General features: G+C 64.1%; 22 protein-coding genes. 21 read left to right on the top strand and 1 reads right to left on the bottom strand.

What is annotated here, in order from left to right; all coding sequences use genetic code 11:
- The first annotated feature begins 79 nt into the window (after positions 1 to 79).
- From LNV08_RS11585 to LNV08_RS11505, 16 genes are all read left to right on the top strand, one after another.
- Positions 80 to 1,924: a TonB-dependent receptor plug domain-containing protein gene (locus LNV08_RS11585; protein ID WP_263533851.1), complete on the top strand. Its 1,845-nt coding sequence runs from the start codon at positions 80 to 82 to the stop codon at positions 1,922 to 1,924.
- A gap of 15 nt (positions 1,925 to 1,939) precedes the next feature.
- Positions 1,940 to 2,509, top strand: coding sequence for a bifunctional adenosylcobinamide kinase/adenosylcobinamide-phosphate guanylyltransferase (cobU, locus tag LNV08_RS11580; protein ID WP_263533850.1), 570 nt, complete (start codon positions 1,940 to 1,942; stop codon positions 2,507 to 2,509).
- Complete coding sequence (locus tag LNV08_RS11575) at positions 2,506 to 3,405, top strand: ABC transporter substrate-binding protein (RefSeq protein ID WP_263533849.1); 900 nt, start codon at positions 2,506 to 2,508, stop codon at positions 3,403 to 3,405. The genes cobU and LNV08_RS11575 overlap by 4 nt, the downstream gene beginning before the upstream one ends.
- Positions 3,406 to 3,415: 10 nt before the next feature.
- Entirely contained in the window at positions 3,416 to 4,420 is a 1,005-nt protein-coding gene (locus LNV08_RS11570; protein WP_263533848.1) for a FecCD family ABC transporter permease, read from the top strand.
- The gene (locus LNV08_RS11565; protein WP_263533847.1) at positions 4,417 to 5,289 is read left to right on the top strand and encodes an ABC transporter ATP-binding protein; all 873 of its coding nucleotides are present in this window, start codon (positions 4,417 to 4,419) and stop codon (positions 5,287 to 5,289) included. The genes LNV08_RS11570 and LNV08_RS11565 overlap by 4 nt, the downstream gene beginning before the upstream one ends.
- A 5-nt stretch (positions 5,290 to 5,294) precedes the next feature.
- A complete protein-coding gene (locus LNV08_RS11560; protein WP_263533846.1) occupies positions 5,295 to 6,584 on the top strand; it encodes a cobyrinate a,c-diamide synthase in 1,290 nt (429 codons plus the stop codon).
- Between the two features lie 27 nt (positions 6,585 to 6,611).
- A complete protein-coding gene (gene cobO / locus LNV08_RS11555) occupies positions 6,612 to 7,172 on the top strand; it encodes a cob(I)yrinic acid a,c-diamide adenosyltransferase (RefSeq protein ID WP_263533845.1) in 561 nt (186 codons plus the stop codon).
- A 3-nt stretch (positions 7,173 to 7,175) separates the two neighbouring features.
- Positions 7,176 to 8,120 (top strand): adenosylcobinamide-phosphate synthase CbiB, encoded by a 945-nt coding sequence (gene cbiB, locus LNV08_RS11550; RefSeq protein ID WP_263533844.1) that lies wholly within the window; start codon positions 7,176 to 7,178, stop codon positions 8,118 to 8,120.
- Positions 8,117 to 9,127, top strand: a complete 1,011-nt coding sequence (locus tag LNV08_RS11545) for an aminotransferase class I/II-fold pyridoxal phosphate-dependent enzyme (RefSeq protein ID WP_263533843.1) — start codon at positions 8,117 to 8,119, stop codon at positions 9,125 to 9,127. The genes cbiB and LNV08_RS11545 overlap by 4 nt, the downstream gene beginning before the upstream one ends.
- The gene (locus tag LNV08_RS11540; protein ID WP_263533842.1) at positions 9,124 to 10,608 is read left to right on the top strand and encodes a cobyric acid synthase; all 1,485 of its coding nucleotides are present in this window, start codon (positions 9,124 to 9,126) and stop codon (positions 10,606 to 10,608) included. Before LNV08_RS11545 ends, LNV08_RS11540 begins: the two co-directional genes overlap by 4 nt.
- Positions 10,605 to 11,405, top strand: a complete 801-nt coding sequence (locus tag LNV08_RS11535; protein WP_263533841.1) for an ABC transporter substrate-binding protein — start codon at positions 10,605 to 10,607, stop codon at positions 11,403 to 11,405. The genes LNV08_RS11540 and LNV08_RS11535 overlap by 4 nt, the downstream gene beginning before the upstream one ends.
- Positions 11,393 to 12,430: a nicotinate-nucleotide--dimethylbenzimidazole phosphoribosyltransferase gene (gene cobT / locus LNV08_RS11530; RefSeq protein ID WP_263533840.1), complete on the top strand. Its 1,038-nt coding sequence runs from the start codon at positions 11,393 to 11,395 to the stop codon at positions 12,428 to 12,430. Before LNV08_RS11535 ends, cobT begins: the two co-directional genes overlap by 13 nt.
- A gap of 151 nt (positions 12,431 to 12,581) precedes the next feature.
- A complete protein-coding gene (locus LNV08_RS23065; RefSeq protein WP_273599975.1) occupies positions 12,582 to 14,132 on the top strand; it encodes a DUF3369 domain-containing protein in 1,551 nt (516 codons plus the stop codon).
- A gap of 77 nt (positions 14,133 to 14,209) precedes the next feature.
- On the top strand, positions 14,210 to 15,007 hold the full coding sequence (gene cobS, locus LNV08_RS11515) for an adenosylcobinamide-GDP ribazoletransferase (protein ID WP_263533839.1): 798 nt from the start codon (positions 14,210 to 14,212) through the stop codon (positions 15,005 to 15,007).
- Positions 14,997 to 15,536 carry a histidine phosphatase family protein gene (locus LNV08_RS11510; RefSeq protein ID WP_263533838.1) on the top strand — a complete coding sequence of 180 codons (540 nt, stop codon included), beginning with the start codon at positions 14,997 to 14,999 and terminating at the stop codon, positions 15,534 to 15,536. The genes cobS and LNV08_RS11510 overlap by 11 nt, the downstream gene beginning before the upstream one ends.
- Before the next feature lie 120 nt (positions 15,537 to 15,656).
- Positions 15,657 to 17,399, top strand: a complete 1,743-nt coding sequence (locus LNV08_RS11505; protein ID WP_263533837.1) for an SUMF1/EgtB/PvdO family nonheme iron enzyme — start codon at positions 15,657 to 15,659, stop codon at positions 17,397 to 17,399.
- 75 nt (positions 17,400 to 17,474) lie between these two features.
- On the opposite strand, the gene LNV08_RS11500 is transcribed toward LNV08_RS11505, so the two are convergent.
- A complete protein-coding gene (locus tag LNV08_RS11500; RefSeq protein WP_263533836.1) occupies positions 17,475 to 17,942 on the bottom strand; it encodes an Lrp/AsnC family transcriptional regulator in 468 nt (155 codons plus the stop codon).
- A gap of 164 nt (positions 17,943 to 18,106) precedes the next feature.
- Between LNV08_RS11500 and LNV08_RS11495 the strand changes: the two genes are divergently transcribed.
- From LNV08_RS11495 to LNV08_RS11475, 5 genes are read left to right on the top strand one after another with little or no spacing between them, the layout of a single operon-like run.
- Entirely contained in the window at positions 18,107 to 19,321 is a 1,215-nt protein-coding gene (locus LNV08_RS11495; protein ID WP_263533835.1) for a KamA family radical SAM protein, read from the top strand.
- Between the two features lie 19 nt (positions 19,322 to 19,340).
- A complete protein-coding gene (locus LNV08_RS11490; protein ID WP_263533834.1) occupies positions 19,341 to 20,384 on the top strand; it encodes a zinc-binding dehydrogenase in 1,044 nt (347 codons plus the stop codon).
- The gene (locus tag LNV08_RS11485; protein WP_263533833.1) at positions 20,377 to 21,486 is read left to right on the top strand and encodes a hypothetical protein; all 1,110 of its coding nucleotides are present in this window, start codon (positions 20,377 to 20,379) and stop codon (positions 21,484 to 21,486) included. The genes LNV08_RS11490 and LNV08_RS11485 overlap by 8 nt, the downstream gene beginning before the upstream one ends.
- On the top strand, positions 21,467 to 23,014 hold the full coding sequence (locus tag LNV08_RS11480) for a lysine 5,6-aminomutase subunit alpha (RefSeq protein WP_263533832.1): 1,548 nt from the start codon (positions 21,467 to 21,469) through the stop codon (positions 23,012 to 23,014). Before LNV08_RS11485 ends, LNV08_RS11480 begins: the two co-directional genes overlap by 20 nt.
- A 1-nt stretch (position 23,015) precedes the next feature.
- Entirely contained in the window at positions 23,016 to 23,786 is a 771-nt protein-coding gene (locus LNV08_RS11475) for an OAM dimerization domain-containing protein (protein WP_263533831.1), read from the top strand.

Genomic DNA, 23,786 nt, shown 5'->3' with positions numbered 1-23,786 from the left:
GACTTCTTCTGCTCGGCGTCTTCCACGCCCCACCTTTCGCGCGACCTCGTCCGCGACGGCTCCCTTCGCTTTTGCGCTAATGTCCAGCCTCGTTCAAAGCGCAGCCTGGGCTCAGTCCAGCCCCGGAGCTGGCCCCAACAAACTCGGCAGTGTCGTCGTCACCGCGACGCGCAGCCCGCAAGCACTCGGCCAGGTCTTGTCCGATGTGACCGTATTGACCCGTGCCGATATCGAGCGCCAAGCCATCGGCAGCCTGGCCGATCTCTTGCGCAGCCAACCCGGCTTCGAGATGGTCCGGAACGGAGGAGCAGGCGCCAACACCAGCATGTTTGTACGCGGCGCCGACACCCGCCACACCGTCGTCATCATCGACGGCCAGCGCATCGACTCGCAGGCCAGCAGCGGCGCATCTTGGGCCGCCATTCCGCTGGCTCAAATTGACCGCGTCGAAATCGTGCGCGGCGCAGCCAGCGCCATCTGGGGCTCGGATGCAATCGGCGGCGTGGTGCAGATCTTCACCCGCAGGGGCGACAGCCGGCCACAGGTCGACCTCGGCTTGGGCGCAGGCAACCTCGGCCTGGTCAAGCTGGACGCGGCCATCAGCGGCCTCAGCGGCATCGTGGACTACGCCGTATCGGTGGCCGCAGAGCAAAGCAATGGCTTCAATGCCCGCCCCGTTCTGAATGACCCCAAGTTCACCCCCGACGACGACGGCTACCGCAACCGCAACGCCAGCCTGCGTCTGGGCGCTCAGCTGAACGCAGCTCATAGACTGGAGCTGACCGGCCTGAACAGCCATGTCGATGCGCAGTACGACGCCACCGCCAAGCCAAAAACCGATGACCAGACCCTCTCCGATACCCGCGCCCTGCGGGCCGGCTGGACGGCCCAGTGGAACCCCGAGCTGAACAGCAATTTCAGCGTCGGTGAGTCCATGGAACGCTACGAAACCCGGCCCAGCCCTTACCTGACCGAAACCAAGCTGCGCAGCTACAGCTTGAACGGCAGCTACAAAATCGGCGATGGTCAAATCAACGCTCTCTTGGAACGCAGGGAAGACCGGCTCAACAACAGCGGTCTCTCCGCAAGCCCGACGCCGGGCAGGGCCGAACGCCACCAAGATGCAATTGGTGCCGGCTACATCTGGGGATCAGGTCCGCTGTCGCTACAACTGCATGGCCGCCATGACAAGGACAGCGAGTTCGGCGGCAGCGATACCGGCACTGCAGCCATCGGCTACCAAGTCACACCACAATGGCGTGTGCTGAGCTCCTTGGGCACGGCCTTCCGCGCACCAACGCTGTACCAGCGTTTCAGCGATTATGGCAACCCCAAGCTGATCGCCGAAGAAGGCAAGAACGCTGAAATCGGAATCAAGTTCAGCGAAGGCGTGCACGGGCTGGGCCTGACCGTTTACCGCAATCTGGTCGACAACCTGATCATTTTTGGCGCGCCGGGCCTGTGCCGCAGCGAGTATGGCTGCTATCAAAACGTCAACCAAGCACGCCTGCAAGGCCTGACGCTGACGGGAGCAAGCGCTATTGGCAGCCTGCGTCTGAGCGGCTCGCTGGACATGCAATCCCCCAAGGACGTCACCGACACCCCGGGCTACGCAAACTACGGCAAGCTGCTCACCCGCCGCAGCAAGCAGCACGGCAGCTTGCGCGCCGACACCGACTTGGGGCTGTGGACCTTGGGCGCCCAAGTTGTGGCCAGCGGCATGCGCTATGACGATGCGGCCAACACCAAGCGTTTGGGCGGTTATGCCTTGCTGGGTCTGGATGCCCAATACAAGCTGGGTCGCGATCTGCAACTGCAGCTGAAGCTGGACAACGCCCTCGACAAGGCATATCAAACAGCCGGCGGCTATGCCAGCGCGCCACGTCAGTTCTTCATCGGACTGCGCCACGGCGTGTCCCTTTAAGCAGGCAAGGCGATCATGGCAGCGTCAGCTCATCACCTGATCGTCGGTGGCCAACGCAGCGGCAAGTCTCGCCAGGCCGAGAGGCTGGCGCTTGCTTGGGCTGCATCTGGGCCGGACAAGGAAGTCTGCGTGATCGCCACTGCCTTGGCTTTGGACAGCGAGATGCAAGCCCGCATCGCGCGCCACCAGCAAGATCGGCCCGCCGGTTTTGCTTGCGTTGAGTCGCCCTTGCGGCTGGCGGCGGCATTGCAGGCTAACGCCGCCCCTCAGCGACTTTTGCTGGTCGACTGCCTGACCCTATGGCTGACCAACTGGCTGATGCCAATGTCGGGCCCGCCCGATCTGGCCGCTTGGGAGGCCGAGCTGCAAGCGCTGCTGGATGTCTTGCCAAAGCTCGCTTCGCCGGTGCTGTTTGTCTCGAACGAAGTCGGCTGGGGCGTCTCGCCGATGTCCAGCGAGGCGCGCTTTTATGTGGACGAGCTGGGCCGCTTGAACCAGCAAGTGGCGCAAGCCTGTCAAGACCTGACCCTGATGGTGGCCGGTCAGGCCTGGACCCGGCCGGTGGAGCAAGGACGCAAACCATGAACAGAATCATCACCACCGCTCTGCTCGCTGCGGCAGTGTTTGGCGCCAACGCTGATGCTGTGGCCGCGCCCATCAACATCGTCGATGACGCCGGCCACACCTTGCGTTTGAGCGAGCCGCCGCGCCGCATCATCACGCTGCTGCCTTCGTTGACCGAAACGGTCTGTGCACTCGGCGCCTGCGACCGGCTGGTCGGCGTAGATCGTTATTCCAACTACCCCGAATCGGTCAACAAGTTGCCCAAGCTGGGCGGCCTGGACGACACCCAAATCGAGACCGTGGTGGCCCTGCGCCCCGATGTGGTGATAGTTGCGCCCTCCTCGCGGGTGCAAGACCGGCTGAGCAGCTTAGGTCTGAAGGTGCTGGTGCTGGAAACGCGCAGCCAAGAGGATGTCAGGCGCGTGCTGGGCAAGGTCGGTGAGATGCTGGGCGTGAGCGAGCCGCAAAAAGTCTGGCTCAGTATCGATGCGGCGATTGCCCAGGCAGCCGCCAGCGTGCCGGCCGAGGTCAAGGGCATGAGCGTCTACTACGAGGTCGATAGCGCGCCCTTTGCGGCTGGCGAGTCCTCTTTCATTGGCGAGACATTGGCGCGCTTAGGGCTTAAAAACATCGTCGGCAAGGAGCTGGGTCCTTTTCCGAAACTGAACCCCGAGTTCATCGTTCGCGCCGATCCGCAAATCATCATGGTGGCGCAGCGCAGCTCGGTCAATCTGCCCAGCCGCCCAGGCTGGGCCGGCATACGCGCGCTGCGCGAACAGCGCCTGTGCGTGTTCGCAAAAGAAGAGTCCGAGGTGATGGGCCGCCCCGGCCCCCGCATGGGCGAGGCTGCCGGCTGGATGGCACGCTGCTTGCGCGGCCTGGCCGTCACCAAGACGAAGCCGCTAGCAAAGCCATGAGCCAAGCCGCATGAGCCGCCCAAGCAAACCGCTGACTCTGCTGCTGGCGCTAACGCTGATCAGCAGCGCATTGGTGCTGCTCGGCGTTGCCGTAGGCAGCACCGGCTTTGGCCTGAGCTGGCTGGACAGCAGCGACGCCATTCAGCAGCAAATCCTCTGGCAGATCCGCCTGCCTCGTTCCAGCGGCGCCTGGGTGGCCGGCGCCTTGTTGGGCCTGGCCGGCGCGGTGGCGCAAGGGCTGTTCCGCAATGCACTGGCCGACCCCTATCTGCTCGGCGCATCCTCCGGTGCGGGCCTGGGCGTGGCCCTGCTCCTGGTCCTGGCCGGCACTTCACCGGCGGCAGCCTCGCTGTGGCTGCGCATGGGCTTGACCGGCGCGGCGTTTTTTGGCGCGATCGGCGCGGTGCTCTTGACCTTGGTGCTGGCGCGCGGAGTGGAGCAAACCATGCGCTTGCTGCTGGCCGGCGTCATCGTCGGTGTGGTCTTGGGCTCGGCCACCACCTTGATGATTATGTTGGCGCCGGACATCATGCGGCCCATGCAGGCCTTCGTGATGGGCAGCACCGGCTTTTTGGGCTGGAACAGCGTGCTCATCATGGCGCCGCTCTTGCTGCTGTGCCTGCTTGCGGCCATGGCCTGCAGTCGCGCCCTTGATGCGATGACGCTGGGCGAATCGACCGCCGCTTCGCTGGGGGTGCGCCTGCAAACGATACGGCTGCTGCTGATCGGCGTGCTGGCCCTGGCCACCGGCGCGGCGGTGGCGCAAGCAGGCTTGATCGGTTTTGTCGGCCTGGTGGCTCCACATCTGGTGCGCAGCCGCCTGCACTGCACACACAGCTGGCTGCTCTTGCTCTCGACCCTGACCGGCGGCGCCTTGCTCTTGGCGGCCGACATCTTGTCGCGCTGGTTAGTCGCTCCTCAGGAGCTGCCGGTCGGTGTGGTCACCACCGTCTTGGGCGGTGCCTATTTGCTCTGGTTGATGCACCGCAAACCGATGTTGGAGACTCGCACATGAAGTCAGCTTCAGCCCAAGACTCAGCCGGAACGAATGCGCTCAGCGCGCTGATCGAGTCCGTGCATTTGCAGGGTCAGCCCGTGCTGGGCGAGATCGGCCTGCAGCTCAAAGCAGGCGCCTGGACTGCCATCGTTGGCCCCAACGGCGCCGGCAAGTCCACGCTCTTGCGTGCCCTGGCGGGCCTGCTGCCGATGCGCGGCCGCGTGCAGCTGTTTGGGCAGGACTGGAACACAGTGGCGGCCCGTGAACGGGCGCGTCAACTGGCTTGGCTGGGCCAGAACGAAGCCAGCTCCGATGTGTTGAGCGCCTATGAAGTAGTGATGTTGGGCCGCCTGCCGCATCAGGCCTGGCTGGCGCCACCCAGCAGCGCCGACCATGCGGCCGTGGTGCAGGCGATGCAGCAGACCCAGAGCTGGGACTGGCGGGAACGCCCGCTGGGCCGCTTGTCGGGCGGCGAGCGCCAACGCGTTCTGCTTGCGCGCGCACTCGCCGTGCAAGCCCAGGTACTCCTGATGGACGAACCGCTCGCCCATCTTGATCCGCCCCATCAAGCCGACTGGCTAGGCCTGATGCGCGAACTGGTCGCCTCGGGCGTTGCCGTGGTCAGCGTGCTGCATGAGCTCAATATGGCCTTGCAGGCCGACAGCCTGGTGGTGATGCAGGCCGGCCGCGTCAGCAGCCACGGCGCGCCGCAGAGGGCCGACACCAGGGCAGCGCTGCAGGCGGTGTTCGACGATCGCCTGCATTTGATCGAGGTTCAGGGGCAATGGCTGGCCCTGCCCGCTGCGCTGGCGCCGGCCCGCTCGGAGCCCAAAGCATTCATCAATGCCAATACCAATGTCTTGCCGCTGAAGCGAGCAAGCGAATGACTTTGATGACAACCTGCAAAGCGCTGCTGATCAGCGCGCCTTCTTCGGGCTCGGGCAAGACCAGCATCACCGCGGCCATCGCTCGCTGGCATGCTCGCCAGGGTCTGAAGGTGCGCGTCTTCAAAACCGGGCCCGACTATCTGGACCCGATGATCTTGCAGCGCGCTAGCGGCCATGCCGTCTACCAGCTCGATCTCTTCATGGGTGGGCTGGAACATTGCCGCGCCTTGCTGGCCGAGGCGGCTCTTGATGCGGATCTGATTTTGGTCGAAGGCGTAATGGGCTTGTTCGACGGCGCGCCCAGCAGCGCCGATCTGGCGGCTGCCTTTGGCTTGCCGGTACTGGCTGTGATCGACGCGTCGGCGATGGCGCAGACCTTCGGCGCCTTGGCCCTGGGACTGAAGCAGTACCGCAGCGATATCAAGCTATGCGGCGTGGTCGCCAACCGGGTCGGCAGTGCCGGCCATGGCGTGATGGTCGGTGAGGGCCTGCCCGCCGATTTACCCCTGATCGCCGCCCTGCCTTGCAATGCCGCTTTGACCTTGCCCGAACGCCATCTGGGCCTGGTGCAGGCGATCGAGCTGCCGGGGCTGGACGAACTCTTGGACGGCTGGGCCGATGCCTGGGGCGCGGCGGTCAAACCCGGCTTCGAGTTTGCCTCGCTGCGTTTTAAGCCCGCGGAGACGACCACCACCCCGCCGCTTTTACAAGGCCGCCGCATTGCGGTTGCCCAGGACGCGGCCTTCAGTTTCATCTACCCGGCCAATCTGGATTGCCTGCGCAAACTCGGCGCCGAGCTGCTGAGCTTCTCGCCGCTCAAGGGTGAGGACTTGCCCGACTGCGATGCGCTCTGGCTGCCAGGGGGCTACCCGGAGCTGCATGCCCAAACGCTGCGCGAGCACCCGAGCCTGTTTGCCGATCTGCGCGCACATTGCGAGGCCGGCAAACCGCTGCTGGCCGAATGCGGCGGCATGCTTTGCCTGGGCATTTCTTTGACCGACGGCGATGGCCAAGTCCACCCCATGGCCGGTCTCTTGCCGGGTCAAGCCTTGATGAACAAAAAGCTCTCGGCCCTAGGGCTGCAAAGCATTGGCTGGCCCGAGGGTGAATTGCGTGGCCATACCTTTCACTACTCCAGCCTGGTCACGCCGCTGCCGCCTATCGCCATCGCCAGCAATCCCAATGCAGGCAGGGCCGCTGAGGCGATCTACCAACAGGGCAGCCTGCGCGCCAGCTATATCCACCATTACTTCCCCTCCAACCCGGCGGCCGTTGCCACCTTCTTTGCCGGCTGAACCGGCGCAGCAAATCCATGGAAATCATTGCCCCCCCCCGTCGATCGCGAACGCGTCATCCCGACCGCCGAACGCCGCGGCCTGATCTTCGTCCACACCGGCGACGGCAAGGGCAAGAGCACGGCCGCCTTTGGCCTGGCGCTGCGCGCCCATGGGCGCGGCAAGGCGGTCAAGATCTATCAATTTATGAAGGTGCCCAGCGCCCGCTTCGGCGAGCACCGCATGTTCGAGCAGTTGGGCGTCCCGATCGAAGGTCTGGGCGACGGGTTCTCCTGGAAGAGCAAGGACCTGGAGCACTCCGGGCAGTTGGCGCGTGACGGCTGGGCGCGCGCCGAGGCAACGATTCGCGCCGGCGAACATTTCCTGGTCGTGCTGGACGAGATCATGTATCCGCTGCGCTATGGCTGGCTGCCTCTAGAGCCGGTCTTGCAGGCGCTGCGCGAGCGCCCCGCCCATGTGCATGTGGTCTTGACCGGACGTAACGCGCCGGATGAGCTGATTGCGCTGGCCGACACCGTCACCGAGATGAGCTTGGTCAAACATCATTTCAAGGCCGGTGTGCCGGCGCAACGCGGCATCGAGGATTGAAGAATGGATCTGATGCCCTGGCGACTGCCGCTTGCCATGCTGGTCGCGCTATGCGTTGACCGCGCCTGGGGCGAGCCGCCGGCGCGCTGGCATCCAGTGGTGGGCTTTGGTCGCTTCTTGGGCCTCTTCTCCAGGCGCCTGCTGACGCTGGCACCCAGCGCCGCCTTGACGGCTGGCGCTGTGATCTGGTGGGTCGGCGCCCTCAATATCGGCGTGCTCGCTGCGCTGCTGGAGACCTCGCTGATCTATGCCTTCAAGCCCTGGGAGGGCTGGGTGGGGTTACTGGGCTGCGCGCTGCTCTTGGGCCTGCTCTTGAAGCCCATGCTGGCCTGGCGGATGCTCAGCGACGAGGTCGGCGCGGTGGAGCGGGCGTTGGCCGAATCACTGCCGGCCGGTCGGGCTCGCTTGGCGCGTCTGGTCAGCCGGGATACCGGTAACTTGAATGCCTCACAGGTGCGCGAGGCCGCGATCGAAACCTTGGCCGAGAACCTCAACGACTCGGTCGTCGCGCCGCTGTTCTGGTTCATGCTGGCCGGCCTGCCGGGGGCTGCGATTTACCGCTTTGCCAACACGGCGGATGCGATGTGGGGCTATCGGGGCGAGTGGGAATGGGCCGGCAAATGGGCCGCCCGTGCCGACGATGTGCTGTCTTGGCTGCCGGCCCGCATCACCGGCTTGGCTCTGTTGGGGCTGCGCCCTCCGCTTATGGGAGCGTTGTGGCGGCAAGCACGCAAGACGCCGTCGCCCAATAGCGGCTGGCCGATGGCCGCGATGGCGCTGCGCTTGCAGCTGCGCCTGGCCAAGCCGGGCGTCTATGTCTTGAACGAGGCCGGCGCCGAAGCGGCCAGCGGCGACATCGCCCGCGCGCAAGCCCTGGCGCTCAAAGCGATGCTGGCGTCTGCACTGATGCTGATGCTGGGCGCTGCTGCATTGAGAGGTGGCCTGTGAATACAGAGCATGGCGGCAGCGACAGCGGCCCCGCTGCTGCCTTTGATTTCTCCAGCAACGCCAGCCCGCTGGGCGCGCCGCCGCTCTTGCTGCAGGCGGTCTTGACGGCCGACCGCAGCCGCTACCCCGACCCCAGCTACGCGGCACTGCGCGCGCATCTCGCTGTGGCCGAGGAGGTGGGCACTCACCGCGTCTTGCCGGCCTCGGGCGGCGCCGAAGCGATACGGCGCCTGAGCCTCGCCGCGCGGCTCAGCGGTCTGAGCGAGGTCTGGGTACCGCAGCCCGGTTTTGGCGACTATGCGGCGGCGGCAAGCGCCCTGGGCCTGCAGGTGCATCGTTATGCCGACGTGCAGGCTCTGAGCCAGGCTCTGCGAACGCCCGCCTTGGTGTGGGTGTGCGAGCCCTGCAACCCGACGGGAGATAGCCTCAAGGCCGCCGACTGGCTCGCCCTGGACGCCGCCTTGCAGCGCAGCGGCGCGCTGCTGGCGATCGACTGCGCTTATGAGCCCCTGCGCCTGGACGGCAACGACTGCCTGCCTCAAGCCATGGCGGAACAGGCTTGGCGCCTGGTCTGCCCCAACAAGGCGCTGGCCCTGACCGGCGTGCGCGCGGCCTATCTGCTGGCGCCGGCCTCGGGACGCTTGAGTCCTGAAGTGGCCGGCCTCGCTGCCAGCTGGGTCTTGTCCAGCGAGGGGCTCAGTCTGCTGATGCATTGGCATAGCGACGCGACGCTCAGCCATCTGCGCCAGGCCAAGGCGCAGTTGCTCACCTGGCGTGCTGATCAGCGGGAGATGCTGGCCGCATTGGGTTGGCAGCAGCGCCCCACATGCACCAACTTCTGGCTTGCCAAGCCGGGTCAAGCGGGCTTGCTGGGCCCGCTGCGCGAGCGCGGCATCAAGCTGCGCGATGCAACATCTTTTGGCCTGCCCGGCTGGGTGCGTCTGTCGACTCAAATGCCCGAGGCACAACATGCGCTGCAATATGCGCTGAAGGAATTGCAAACATGACAGCCAAGGCAGTGATGGTGCTGGGCACGACCAGCGGCGCGGGCAAAAGCTGGCTGGCCACCGCGCTGTGCCGCTACTACGCCCGCCAAGGCTTGAAGGTCGCGCCCTACAAAGCCCAAAACATGAGCAACAACGCTCGTGTCGTGCCTGGCCTCAATGGCTCAATGGGCGAGATCGGCTCGGCGCAGTACTTCCAAGCGCTGGCCGCGCGCCGCACACCCGAGGTGCGCATGAACCCGGTCTTGCTCAAACCCGAAAAAGACACGGCCTCGCAGGTGATCGTGCTGGGCGAGGTGGACAGCGCCCTGACCGATATGCCTTGGCGCCAGCGCAGCGAGTTGCTCTGGCTGCGCGCACAGCCGCCCCTGCATGAATTGCTGGCCGAGAACGATGTGGTCGTCATTGAGGGTGCAGGCTCACCGGCCGAGATCAATCTGCACAGCAGCGATTACGTCAATATGCGCTGCGCGCTGGAGGCCCGAGCCGCCTGCCTGCTGGTCACCGATATCGACCGCGGCGGTGCCTTTGCCCATCTCTACGGCACGCATCAGCTGCTGCCCCCGCATGAGCGCGCTTTGATCAAGGGTTATGTGCTGAATCGCTTCCGAGGGGACGCGTCGCTGCTGGCGCCAGGACCCGAGCAGTTGCAGGCGCTGACCGGCGTGCCCACCGTCGCCGTGCTGCCGATGTGGCGCGGCCACGGCCTGCCCGAAGAGGACGGAGTCTTTGACGACACACCGACCGGCAGCGGTTTGAAGATCGCCATCGTCGCCTACCCGCGCATGTCCAATCTGGACGAGTTCCAGCCCCTGCGCTCGCTGCCGAATGTGCGCCTGAGTTGGGCGCGCACGCCGGCGCAGCTAGAAGGCGCCGACTGGATCATCCTGCCGGGCTCCAAGGCGGTGGCGGCCGACCTCGCTTGGCTGCGCTCGCAAAAGCTCGATCTGCCCATTGCCCAACATGCGGCGGCCGGCAAGGCGCTGCTGGGCATCTGCGGCGGCCTGCAAATGCTCGGTGAAAGTCTGCTCGACCCCTATCAGCTCGACGGCAATGCGCCCGGCCTGGGTCTGCTGCCACTGGTCACGCAGTTTGAGCGGGACAAACTCCTCAAGCCTTGCGCGCTGCGTTTCGGCGCGCTCGCCGAGCCCTGGGGCGCGCTCGCCGAGCCCTGGGGCGCGCTCGCGGGCGTCGAGGCTGCGGGTTATGAGATTCATCACGGCCGCACCGCGCAGCATCCGGCCATGGCCGCCGCTGTGGTCGCCGTGCGCAATGAGCTCGGTGACGCGATAGGCTGGAGCCAAGGCTCGGTGCTGGGCTGTTACGCCCACGGCCTGTTCGAGCAAGACGCGGTCATGCGTGCCTTGTTCGGCGCCGAGCAGCCGGGGCTGGACGCGGTCTTCGACGGCCTGGCCGACTTCATCGAACAGCATTTTCAGCCCGGCGTGCTGATGGGATTGCTCAAGCAAGAGGCCCAGCCATGAGCGTGCCTCGCCGCATTGCCTGTCTGTCCACCGAGGCGGTCGACACGCTTTACCGACTGGGCGCGCAACACCATATCGCCGGCATCTCCGGCTACACCGTCTACCCGCCCGAGGCGCGCCAGGAAAAGCCCAAGATCAGCGGCTTCACCAGCATGAAATTGGACAAGATCCTGGCGGTGCAGCCGGATCTGGTGATCGGATTTTCTGACCTGCAGCGGCCGCTGCTGGACGAGTGCGAGCGAGCCGGCCTGGCCACCTTGTGGTTCAACCACCGCGACCTGGCAGGCATCCACGCCATGGTGCTGCGGCTGGGCGACTTGGTCGAAAAAGAGGCCGCAGCCAAAGCCTTGTGTGAACAATTGCAAGCCTGCCAGGACGGCATTGCCGCCGCAGCCGCGCTGCTGCCGCGCCGACCGCGCGTGCTGTTCGAGGAGTGGGACGAGCCCATCATCTGCGGCATCGGCTGGGTCAGTGAAATCATCGAATTGGCCGGTGGCATCGACATCTTTGCCGACAAGGCGCGTGCCGGCTTGGCGCGCGACCGCATCGTGAGCGCCGAGGACATCCTCGCCCGCAGACCGGAGCTGATTCTCGGCAGCTGGTGCGGCAAGCGCTTTGTGCCGGACAAGGTTCTGGCTCGCCCGGGCTTTGCCGAACTGGGCGCGCGCCTGCTTGAAATCAAATCGGCCGACATCCTGGCCCCCGGCCCTATGGCCATCGAACGCGGGGCCGTCCAAGTGCTGGCCGCCATCCAAGCTTTTGTCTCAGACAGTTCTATCCCTATATGCAAAACCTGATCCCCCAAATCCCCTCGCTGCAAAACCCCGCTCTGAGTGCTGCCCTGCAGCGCCGTATCGACGGCAAGACCAAGCCGCTGGGCGCCCTCGGTCACTTGGAGCGCCTGATGCTGCGCATCGGCCTGATCCTGGGCAGCGAGACGCCCGCCTTGCGCGAGCCGCAGTTGATGGTGTTTGCCGGCGACCATGGCCTCGCGCGGCGCGGTGTGTCCGCCTACCCCAGCGATGTGACTTGGCAGATGGTGGAGAACTTTCTGGCCGGCGGGGCGGCGGTCAGCGTTCTCGCACGCCAGCATGGCCTGAAGCTGACGGTGGTGGACGCCGGCGTCGCGCATGACTTCGCGCCGCGCGCCGGCCTGCTCATCGCCAAGATTGCCGCCGGCACGGCGGACAGCGCGGAGCATCCGGCGATGACGACGGATCAATGTGCCACGGCCATCGCGGCCGGCAAGACCTTGCTGGCCAGGCAGCCCGGCAATGCCTTGCTGCTGGGAGAGATGGGCATTGGCAACACCTCCAGCGCTGCGCTGCTGCTGGCGCGTTTGCAAAACCTGCCTATCGAGCGCTGCACCGGCCGCGGCACTGGCCTGGACGACGCCGGTCTGCAGCGCAAGCTGGACACGCTGGGCGCCGTGCTGCAGCGCCACGCGCAAGCCAGCGAACCGCTGCAAGCCCTGGCGGCTTTTGGTGGTTTCGAGATCGCCATGATGGTGGGCGCGGTGCTGCAAGCCGCACTGGAGCGGCGCGTGATCGTGGTGGACGGCTTCATCGCCAGCGCGGCCGTGCTGGTGGCGGCCGCTTTGCAGCCGGCCGTGCTGGAGCGTTGCGTGTTTGCACACCGCTCGGAAGAATCGGGGCACCGCTTGATGCTGGAGGCGCTGGGCGCTGAGCCGCTGCTGGACTTGGGCCTGCGCCTGGGCGAAGGCTCCGGAGCGGCCCTGGCTTGGCCGCTGCTGAGCTCGGCTTGCCTGATTCTGAGCGAGATGGCCAGCTTCGAGTCAGCGGGGGTCAGTCAGCAAGCTTGATTTGCCGCTGAATCTGCACGGGATTCCTGCCATATCCCTGTTTACTTCGGCCAAAGCATGGCCATAATCAGCGCAATAGCTTTCGCACAATCCCTAGATTCGGAGCTGCTGCCTGCAAGCAGCTCCGCCCCGCTCAAACAAAAGGCGTCCCATGACAGACTTGGTTTTTGCAGACGAATTGCCGGCGCCGGACAGCGACGAGGCGGCGCCGAAGCCGCTTGAGCCCTGGGTGGTGATGATTGTGGACGACGACGTCGCCGTGCATCAGGTGACGCAGTTGGTGATGGCGGACTTCGAGTTCTCGGGTCGGCGTCTGCAGTTCCTTGATGCCTACAGCGGCATCGAAGCGCGCGAGTTGCTGAAATCCCGCAACGATGTGGCTTTGATCCTGCTCGACGTGGTGATGGAGTCCGAACATGCCGGCCTGGACGTGGCCCGCTACATCCGCGATGAGTTGAAGAACAACCATGTACGCATCGTGCTGCGCACCGGGCAACCGGGCCAGGCGCCGGAAGAGCATGTCATCAAGACCTATGACATCAATGACTACAAAGAAAAAACCGAGCTGACCAAGCGCAAGCTGATCACGGTGTTTTACGCGGCGCTGCGCAGCTACCGCGACATCATGATCATCGAGCAGTCGCGCCAGGCGCTGCGCCGCTCGATCGACGCGATTACGCGCGTCTATGACTCGCAAAACCTGCGCCGCTTTGCCTCGGCCGTGCTGGAGCAAGTGACTCATCTGCTGGGCATGGATGCGCGGGCACTGTGCGCCAGCCGGGTGTCGGCCTACGCGGCCAGTAACTGCGAAGGTCATCTGAAGGTACTGGCAGCCACCGCCGACTATTCGCGCCTGCTGGTCGACGACGAAATCTGCAATCTGCCGCCCGAAGTCAAAACCGCCTTGGATCGCGCGCTGATCGACCAGACCGGCTACTTTGACGCCCACCATTTCATCGGTTACTACCGCAGCAGCACCGACAACGAGACCCTGCTCTATATGCAGTTCTCCGACCCGGTTGACGCGCAAGCACGCGAACTGCTCGAAATCTTTTGCGCCAATGTCGCCATCACCTATGAGTCGCTGTTGCTGCGCGAGGAAATCCAAGAAACCCAGCGCTCCACCGTTTTCATACTCGGCGAAGCGGTAGAGCGCCGCTCCAAGGAAACCGGCGCCCATGTGCGACGGGTCGGTGAACTCTCCGCCTTGCTGGCCGAAACCTCGGGCATGCGGGCCAGTGACGTCGAATTCATGCGGCAAGCCGCTCCGCTGCATGACGTGGGCAAAATCGGCATTCCAGACCGGGTCTTGAACAAGCCCGGCAAGCTCGACGCCGAGGAATGGGAAGTCATGCAAACCCACGCGCGCATCGGCTTCGAGTTGCTCAGCAAGTCCGATAAACGCATCCTGCAACTCGGCGCCATCATTGCGCATGAGCACCATGAACGCTGGGACGGCGCGGGCTACCCACGCGGCCTGATCGGCGACCAGATCAATATCGCCGGGCGCATCGTGGCGCTGGCCGATGTGCTTGATGCCTTGGTCAGTGGGCGTTGCTACAAAGAGGCCTGGGAATTCGATGCCGCTTTGGGCTATATCACCGAGCAATCCGGCAAGCAGTTTGACCCGGGTCTGGTGCAGCAGTTGTTTGACAACTTGGATGCCGTGCACGAGATCTACAGGCGCTACCCGGACGCTTGAGCGCACAGCGTCATGGGTCGAGGTAGAGTGCGGGCCTGCCTGAGCACCCGCCCTGCCTTGGGGTCGCCCCTTCTTCCATGACTTATCTGCTGCACGAACTGCGTCTCTTCTTCATCGCCCTGCAATTCTTCAGCCGTTGCCCCACGCCGGCCTGGGTGGGATTCGAGCCGATCTGGTTGCAGCAATGCGCGCGCTACTTCCCCGCCATCGGTTTGTTCATTGGCACCTTCGCCGGCCTGGTGCTCTGGCTGGCCTTGTGGGTGTGGCCGCCCGCCGTCGCCGTGGGCCTGAGCATGGCGGCCAGCGTCTGGATGACCGGCGGCTTTCACGAAGATGGTTGGGCCGACACCTGCGACGGTCTCGGAGGCAGCGTCAGCCGCGAACGTGCGCTGACCATCATGAAAGACTCCCGCATCGGCAGCTACGGCTCACTCGGCCTGATCCTGATGCTGGGGCTGAAGGCCGCGGCGCTGTTGGCACTTGTTGAAGCCAGTCCGGAGTTGGCTGCCTTGTTGACGATTTGGGCGCATGGCACCTCGCGCGCCGCACCGGTTTGGCTGATGCACAGCCTCAGCTATGCCGGCGACGCCGAGCATGCAAAAGCGAAGCCGCTGGCCACGCAGGCAGACGGCCTGACGCTGAGCGTCGCGTTTGCCTGGGTCATGGCCGCTGGCCTGGGCTTGCTGGTTTTGATGCCGCAGCTGTTGCCAAGCCTGATGTTCGCCCTTTTGAGCGCCGCCGGCCTAACGCTTTATATGCAGGGCTGGCTGGATCGCCGTTTGGGCGGCTACACCGGCGACAACCTCGGCGCCACCCAGCAAGTGGTGGAGCTGGGCGTCTTGTTGAGCTTTTTGGCCCTGTTGAATGTCTTCTGAAGGCCTGTGGGTGTGGCGTCATGCACGGCCCGACGGAGCGACCGGCCGCTGCATAGGCGCAGGCACCGACTTGCCGGTGCATTGGCGGCGCAGCAAACGCCTGGCCAGGCGAATTCAAAAGCTGGCGCAGCGTGAACGCCTGCCCAAAATCATCTACAGCTCGCCGCTACGCCGCTGTGCCGAAGTCGGCGCCTGGCTGAAGGCCTGGGGCTGGCGCCATCAGCAACACTCAGCCTTGCTGGAGCTGGACTTCGGCGCTTGGGATGGCCGCGCCTGGGAGCAGATCGCGCGCGCCGAGGTCGATGCCTGGGTGGCCGACTTTGTGGCCTACGCGCCGGGCGGCGGCGAGACGCTCGCCGAGCTGCTGGTGCGCGCCGGTAACTGGCAGCCGCAAGCTGGTGCTTGTTTGGTGATCAGCCACGGCGGTTGGATGCTGGCGCGACGTTGGCAGGCCGAGCAGGGTCAGGTCTTGCCGACTGCTGCAATTTGGCCCAGACCGCCGCGCTATGGGGACTTGTGGCGGCTGTAGAGCTAACGCAAGCATCAGCATCGCGCCGAACTCGTCGCAGCCCAAACGATTTCATCCGCATTGCGGGCGCTTTCGTCGCTTGGCCCAGCGGGCCGGCCGACGAATTCGCAGAATGAGGCCATGAAAACACCTCACATCCTGGCCCTATCGCTCCTTGGCCTGAGCATCCAACAAGCCCTTGCTGCAGTTCCTGCACCGGCTGCCTACATCGAGCCGCCGATGGTGGCCGTCCCCGGCGGCGAATTCCAAATGGGCGGCGGCAAACCCTATATGGGCGAGGCCGCGCAAGACGCCAGCGCCCTGCCCATCCACAAGGTCAAGGTCAAGGCCTTCAAGCTGGCCAAATACGAAGTCACCGTGGCCGAATTCCGGCGCTTCATTGAAGCGACCGGCTACAAGGCGCCTGACAAATGCATACATCAGCCGAATCAGGGCTGGTTCGGCCAAGGGCCCACGCCCGGCTCATGGGACAAGAACGAGCTGACCACCAGCGAGTTCCAACCGGCGGTCTGCATAGGCTGGGCCGGCGCCGACGCCTATACCAAATGGCTATCCCAGCAAACCGGCAAGAGCTACCGCCTGGCCAGCGAGGCCGAGTGGGAGTACGCGGCCAGCGCGGGCAAAGGCAAGGCCGACTTCCCTTTCGGCGAAAACCTCGACCAGAAGCGCATCTGCGAGTACGCCAATGTGTCCGACCAGTCGGCCGAGCATGCTGGCTTGAAGCGTTTTGGCGCCAGCTACCAAGGCTTTATGGGTGGCATTTCTCCGTGCGATGACGGCGCCGGTTTTGCCAGCATCGTGGGCATGTACAAGCCCAACCCGCTGGGACTGCACGACCTGATCGGCAATGTGTCCGAGTATTTGCAAGATTGCTGGAGCGAGAACTACGAGGGCGCACCGGCGGACGGCAGCGCGCGGCTGGATGGCGACTGCAAGATGCGCGTCGGGCGCGGCGGCGCTTGGCACTGGCGCGGCAACACCGCCACCCAGCGCGGCGCGATGCCGCTCGATTGGGTGGGTGTGATTGAAGGCTTCCGTCTGGCCCAGAGTCTGGACAAGCCCGCCGACCAGCGCTCGGCACCGACAGCCTTGGCCTTTGAGAAAGAGCTGGCGCAGGCGCAAGCCGTGGAACGAGCACGCCGCGCGAGCTTGCAGCCCTTTCCGCAGCCGCCGCTGGGCTTGCAGCTGACGCAGAGTGGAGACAAAGGAAACGTTCAGCTGACTTGGGCTGCCAGCCCCGATCCCAAGGTGCTCGGCTATCACGTCTACCGCAGTGACAGCGTCGGCGGCGACTTTGTGCGGATTGCCTCAGACCTCAAGACGCAGCGCTATGTGGATGAGGCCTCCCAAGCGCGCAAGCACAGCTATGCGGTAGTGGCCGTCAACCGCGATCGTTTCAGTGAGTTCAGTGCGCCGGTGTTGACGGCCGACCAGGTGCATGCGCTGCCCGGCCGCATCCAGGCGGAGGACTTCAACCGGATGGACAAGGCCTCCATCGGCAAGGTCGCGGCGCAAGAGGATATGGAAGACGCTGGCGGCCAAGCTGGCTTGAACTTGACTGGTGGAGCACCCGGTATGGCCAAGGACAGTTGGACCGAATACAGCGTTGAGGTCCAGCGTGCTGGCAACTACCGCTTCAGCTTCCGCGTTGCCAGCCTGCCCGGCAGCAAGGGCCTGGCCTTGAGCGTGGATGGGCAGCCCGTGTTGGAGCAGGCCGTGCCCGCAACGGGTGGGTTCAAAAACTGGCAGACCGTGACCGGGGCTGGCCCGATCCGTCTGGAGGCAGGCCTCCATGTGCTGCGCGTTCGAGCCGTTGACGCGGGCTGGAAGCTCAACTGGTTCTCGGTGGATCTGACCGACTAACTCGGAGTTGGCTTGCTTGGTGGGGTGCTAGCAAGGTGCAAGGCGCCCCGTCAAGACCTGCGGCTGTCGCCCCCCCTACTCCGGCCTATCCAACTTATTACTCAGCAGAATCGTCGACACCGTATCGACAACGCCCTTGATCGCCCGAATCCGGTCCAGCAGCGTATCCAGCTCTTCGGTCGACTCGGTCGTCAGCATCGCGCATAAATCAAAGCGCCCACTGACTGCATAGAGCTTGTGGATCTCGTGCCGGCGCGTCAGCTCGCGGGCTACCTCGGGCTCGAGCTTGGAATCGACCGTGATCAGGACCATCGCCCTGATGCCCGGCCGCGCACGGCTTTGAGCGACGCTGATGGTGTAACCGGTGATGTGACCGCCATCTTCCAAGGCCTTCAGACGCAGCTGAACCGTGCTGCGCGCGCAACCCAAGGCCTTGGCTAACTTGACCACCGGCAGCCGCGCATTGACGCGCAACAACTCCAAAAGCTGCCGGTCCAGCCCGTCCAGACCCGCTACGGGTTCTCCCGAATTTCCTGTTGCCACTTGCGGACCACCAGTCACTTTGTCTTTATGTCAATCATTATGACCGACCAAAACATGGCGGTAACGTCACTTTGCGCGTAGGCATCGGCCGAACTGATTTCTAGAATTCCTGCAATACCCTCAGGCTGCGCATGGGCAATCAGGGGACCACCAGGAGACATCACATGTTGCAAAAAGTCGTCGAGATCAAAGCCCCTTCCACCGCGACCCCAAGCGCCGGCGCCAGCGGCAAGCTGATGACCCGCCCTGAGCTGGACGCCTACGACCCGCGCGCCGAGTCCTGGCAAAAGCAGTTCGCCCGCCGCTACACGCACCACTCCGAGCTGAACGGCGTTCTGGACGGCGTCGAGAACGTCGACGAGACGGTCTACAGCAAGTTCGCCGTGGCCTTGACGCCTTATATGGCGCAGCTGATGGACAAGAGCGATCCGGCCTGCCCGATCCGTCTGCAATACCTGCCTAGCCACCACGAGCAAACCATACCCGGCTTCGCCACCATGCTGGACCAGCTCGGCGAAGAAGGCGACACCATTCCCGGCACCAGCATCGTGCACCGCTACCCACGCCGCGTGCTGTTCCTGGTCTCCAATACCTGCGCCACGCTGTGCCGCTTTTGCACCCGCAAGCGCATGGTCTCGCAGCCGGCTGGCTCGGTGCACAAGGACGAGATCGAAGCCTCGATCGACTACATCGCCGGCAACCCGCTGATCCAGGACGTGCTGCTGTCGGGCGGCGACCCGCTGACCTTCACCGACGAGCGCCTGGACTACATCCTCGGCGAGCTGCGCCGCCGCGCCCCGCATGTGCGCTTCCTGCGCATGGGCTCGCGCATGGTGGTGCAGCTGCCCACGCGCATCACGCCCGAGCTCTGCGCAGTGCTGGAAAAGCACCGGGTGCAGATGATCAATATCCACATCAACCACCCCAAGGAAATCACCCCGCTGCTGCGCGAGCGGGTCAAGATGATCCAAAAAGCCGGCATCATGATGGGCTTGCAAACGGTCTGTCTGAAGGGTGTCAATGATGACGTCGAAGTGATGCGTGAGCTCTTCATGCAGTCGATCGAAATGGGCGTTAGGCCTTATTACGTCTACTCGACCGATATGGTCGAGGGCGCCCACCATTTCATCGTGCCGCATCACCGCATGATCGAGCTGTATGAAGGCCTGCGGGGCTGGATCAGCGGCCCTGCAGTGCCGACCTTCATCGTTGACGGCTTGGGCGGCCTGGGCAAGCTGCCCATCATCCCGAGCTACGTCAAGGAAGAAGTGCTGGATGACGGCACCGGCACGACGATCAAGTGCCGCAACTACGCCGGCAAGACGGTCGAGATGCCGGGGCTGGGGCAGAACTACAGTCTTCCTACTCGCAGCAACTGATAGAGCGTTGGCGAAAAATATGACTCTGACGACTGCTTCGCCCTACGGCATCCACCGCGTCATCGAACCCAAGGGCGTGCTGCCGCAGCCCGCCTGGAAGATCGACAACACGATGGAGATTTTCGACAACGAAATCCTCATCGACGTGTCGGCGCTGAACATCGATTCGGCCAGCTTCACGCAGATCAAAAAAGAGGCCGCAGGTGATGCGGCCCGCGTGGAGGCGATCGTGCGGCGCACCGTCACCGAGCGCGGCAAGATGCACAACCCCATCACCGGTTCGGGCGGCATGTTGATCGGCACGGTGCTGCAAATCGGCGCCAAGTTGGCGGGCAAGATCGACTTGCAAGTGGGCGACAAGATCGCCACGCTGGTGTCGCTGTCGCTGACGCCGCTGCGCATCGATGCGGTCAAGAAGATTCATCTGGACAAGGACCAGATCGAGATCGAAGGCCGTGCCGTCTTGTTCGAAACCGGCCTGTTCGCCAAGCTGCCGGCCGACATCCCCGAGAACGTGGCGCTGGCGATTCTGGACGTGGCCGGTGCGCCGGCGCAAACCGCACGGCTGGTGCAGGCCGGCCACACCGTGGTCGTGATCGGCGGCGGCGGCAAGTCGGGCACGCTGTGTGTGTACGAGGCCAAAAAGCGCGTCGGCCCGGCCGGCATGGTGATCGGCGTGTCGCCGTTTGCCAAGGACTGCCAGCGCATGCGCGAGCTGGGCTGGGTTGACCACGCCCTTCAAGTCGACGCGACCGACGCGGTGGCGCTGATGGAAGCAGTTAGCGGCGTGACGGGTGGGCGGATGGCCGATGTGGTGATCAACTGCGTCAATATCCAGAACACCGAGATGGCCAGCATCCTGTCCACACGCGATGGCGGCAAGATCTATTTCTTCTCGATGGCCACCAGCTTCACCGCCGCCGCCCTGGGCGCGGAGGGTGTGGGCAAGGATATCGAGATGATCGTCGGCAATGGGTATGCGCGCGATCATGCCAAGTTCGCCTTGGCGCTGCTGCGCGAGAGCCCCAAGCTGCGCCAACTGTTCGATGAGCAATATGTCTAGTTTCGGAGCCTCATCGCCGCTCTGGAGTCGCATCCGGCAAAGCGGCATAGCGACGCTGGCCGTGATGGGCATGGCCAAGAACACCGGCAAGACGGTGGCACTGAACCATGTCTTGGCGCAGGCCCATGCCGCGCAGGTGGCGGTCGGCGTGACCTCGATCGGGCGCGACGGTGAGGACCGCGATCAGGTCTTCTTGTTCCCCAAGCCGCCGGTCCTGATCTGGCCCGGCAGCCTGGTCGCCACCGCGCGCGACACCTTGGTGCGTTCCAAACTGCGCTTCAAGCTGCTGGGCAATACCGGCATCGATTCGCCGATGGGCGAGATCGTCATCGTCAAGGCACTGGAATACGGCGAGATGGAGATCGCCGGCGCCTCGCGCAGCAGCGATCAGCTGAAAGTCATTCAACGTCTGCGCCAGGCCGGCTGCGAGTTGGTGGTCTTGGACGGCGCCTTGGGCCGCAGCCACCATGCCTCGCCGGCAATTGCCGACGGCGTGATCCTGGCCACCGGCGCGGCGATTGGCGGTGGCATTCAAGATGTGATCCGCAAGACCCGTGACCGCCTGGCGATTCTGGGCATTGCGCGCGTACCAGCCGAGCTGGGCGCGCGCGTGCAGGACTTGTTTGACAAGGGCGGCGTGGCGATCTGGGCGCGCGACGGCTCGCCGCTGTTCCAGGCCGAAATTGCCAGCTTGAATGCCGCCTCCGTGCTGATGGGTTTCGCCGAGCAAGACGTGGGCACCATCGCGGTCAGCGGTGCGGTGGGCCGCCAGCTCTGGCGCGCGATGTCCAGCCTGGGGGCTATGAAGCCAGGTCTCAACATCGTTGTGGCCGACGGCACCAAGCTCTTTGTCGATGCGCTCGATGTGCAGGCCTTTTGCAAACAAGGCGGCAGCCTCTTTGGCTACCGCAACATACGCATCCTGGGCCTGACGCTGAACCCGTTTTCACCGATGGGCGGCAGCTTCGACGGCGCAGAGTTCCTCGCAAACGCCGAGGCGGCTTTGCCCGGCTACGATGTATGCGATGTGATGCTGTCGGAACACAAACAACAACTACAACTAAAACAAGGAGCCGACCGCGATGTCGCAACTTCAACTTGATAGCGCGCAGATAGACCGCGCCCGCGAATCGGCGCGCCGGATTGCGCGCAACGTCTTCGACGAGATGAGCCAGTTCACCACCACCACGGTGGAGCGCGCCACGCTGCGTTTGCTCGGCGTGGACGGTGTCGACGAAAACTATGTGCCGCTGCCGAACCGCCTGGTCAGCCATTTGCAGGAGCAAAACCTGTTGCAACATGGTTCCGCCTGGATCGTCGCCGGCGCGATGCTGGAGCAGGGTTTGAGCGCCCAAGGCGTGGCCGAGGCCGTGGCCGCCGGCGCGCTGACGCTAACTTCGCCTAAGGACGGCGCAGCCGCTCGCCGCAAGGCCGAGGCAGAGGCGCAAAGCCGCTGCGAGCAGATCGCCGGCCAGCGCAGCTACCGTGCCAATGAGATCAAGAACAATGGCGAAGCTCCAACGCCTTGGCTCTACCTGATCGTTGCCACCGGCAATATTTATGAAGACGTGACGCAGGCCTGCGCCGCCGCCGAGCAAGGCGCCGACATCATCGCGGTGATCCGCTCGACCGGCCAGAGCCTCTTGGACTATGTGCCATACGGCGCCACCACCGAAGGCTTCGGTGGCACTTATGCGACGCAGGAGAACTTCCGCCTGATGCGCACGGCGCTGGACGCCGTCGGCAAGAAGCTGAACCGCTACATCCGGCTGACCAATTACTGCTCCGGCCTGTGCATGCCCGAGATCGCCGCCATGGGCGCGATGGAGCGGCTGGACATGATGCTGAACGACTCGATGTACGGCATCATCTTCCGCGACATCAATATGAAACGCACCTTCATTGACCAGTTCTTCTCGCGCATGGTCAATGCCTACGCCGGCATCATCATCAACACCGGCGAAGACAATTACCTGACCACGGCCGATGCCTATGAGGCCGCACACACCGTCTTGGCTTCGCAGCTGATCAACGAGCAGTTCGCCTATCTGTCGGGCCTGCAGCCCGATCAGATGGGCCTGGGCCATGCGTTCGAGATTCACCCCGAGCTGGAGAACGGATTCCTGTGGGAGATCGCGCATGCGCAGCTGGTGCGTCAGGTCTTCCCCGATGCCTGCCTGAAGTACATGCCGCCGACCAAACATATGACCGGCAATATCTTCAAAGGCCATGTGCAGGACACCTTGTTCAATGTGGTCAGCACGCTGACCAACCAGAACATCCATCTGCTGGGCATGATGACCGAGGCCATCCACACGCCCTTCATTCAGGACCGCTTCCTCGCCATTCAAAATGCGCGTTATGTGTTCGGCACCATGAAGGATCTCAATTCCGAGATCGAGTTCAAGCGCGGCGGCAAGATCGAGCTGCGGGCGCAGGAAGTGCTGGCCGAGACCGAGGCCATCCTGGCGCAGATCGAGCAGACGGGTTTGCCGGCCGCGATCAGCAAGGGGACTTTTGCCGAGATCTCGCGTACGCCGACCGGCGGCAAGGGCCTGGACGGCGTGATTGCCAAAGCGGCCGACTACTTCAACCCCTTCCCTGCCTTGATGTTGAAGGGAGGGCTGTGAGATGTCCGAACCAATCATGACTAACGACCAGATTCCCGAGCAATGGGTCAAGCCTTACGGCGACACGCTGGACGATGGCCGCGTACAGCTGTCCTTCACCTTGCCGGTGCCGCTGGACGAAACCGCCAAGGAAGGCGCCAAGATGCTGGCGCTGCAGATGGGTCTGGAAGAGCCGGCCGTTGTGCATGCCGAGGCGATGGGCAGCGGCTTCTCATTCTTCGTCGTTTACGGCCAGAGCAAGCACCGGGTTGATTTGAGCAAACTCAAGGTCGCCAAGCCAGAGTTCGAGGTGCTTGACAAGGCCGGCATCGACGCGCTGATCGCCGAGAAAATGGGCCGCCGCATGGTGGTGGTGGGCGCCTGCATCGAGACCGATGCGCACACCGTCGGCATCGATGCGATCATGAATATGAAGGGCTATAACGGCCACAAGGGCTTGGAGAGCTATCACGAAATCCGCGCCATCAACCTCGGCGCGCAGGTCGACTCGGAAGATCTGATCAGCCGCGTGATCGAAGAAAAGGCCGATGTGATCCTGGTCTCGCAGGTGGTGACGCAGAAGAATATCCACCTCGACAATCTGACCAAGCTTTCCGATTTGCTCGAAGCCGAAGGCCTGCGCGACAAAGTGATCTTGATCGTCGGCGGCCCACGCATCAGCCATGAGTTGGCCAAGGAGCTGGGCTACGACGCCGGGTTTGGCACCAAGACCTACGCCGAAGATGTGGCGTCATTCGCCATCCATGAGTGGATCAAACGGAAAGCAGCATGA

It is taken from the genome of Paucibacter sp. TC2R-5 (assembly GCF_025717605.1).
In the GTDB taxonomy this organism is placed as follows: domain Bacteria; phylum Pseudomonadota; class Gammaproteobacteria; order Burkholderiales; family Burkholderiaceae_C; genus Paucibacter_A; species Paucibacter_A albus.
The sequence above is the reverse complement of the archived record's forward strand: the minus strand, read 5'-3'. Positions and strand labels throughout refer to the sequence as shown.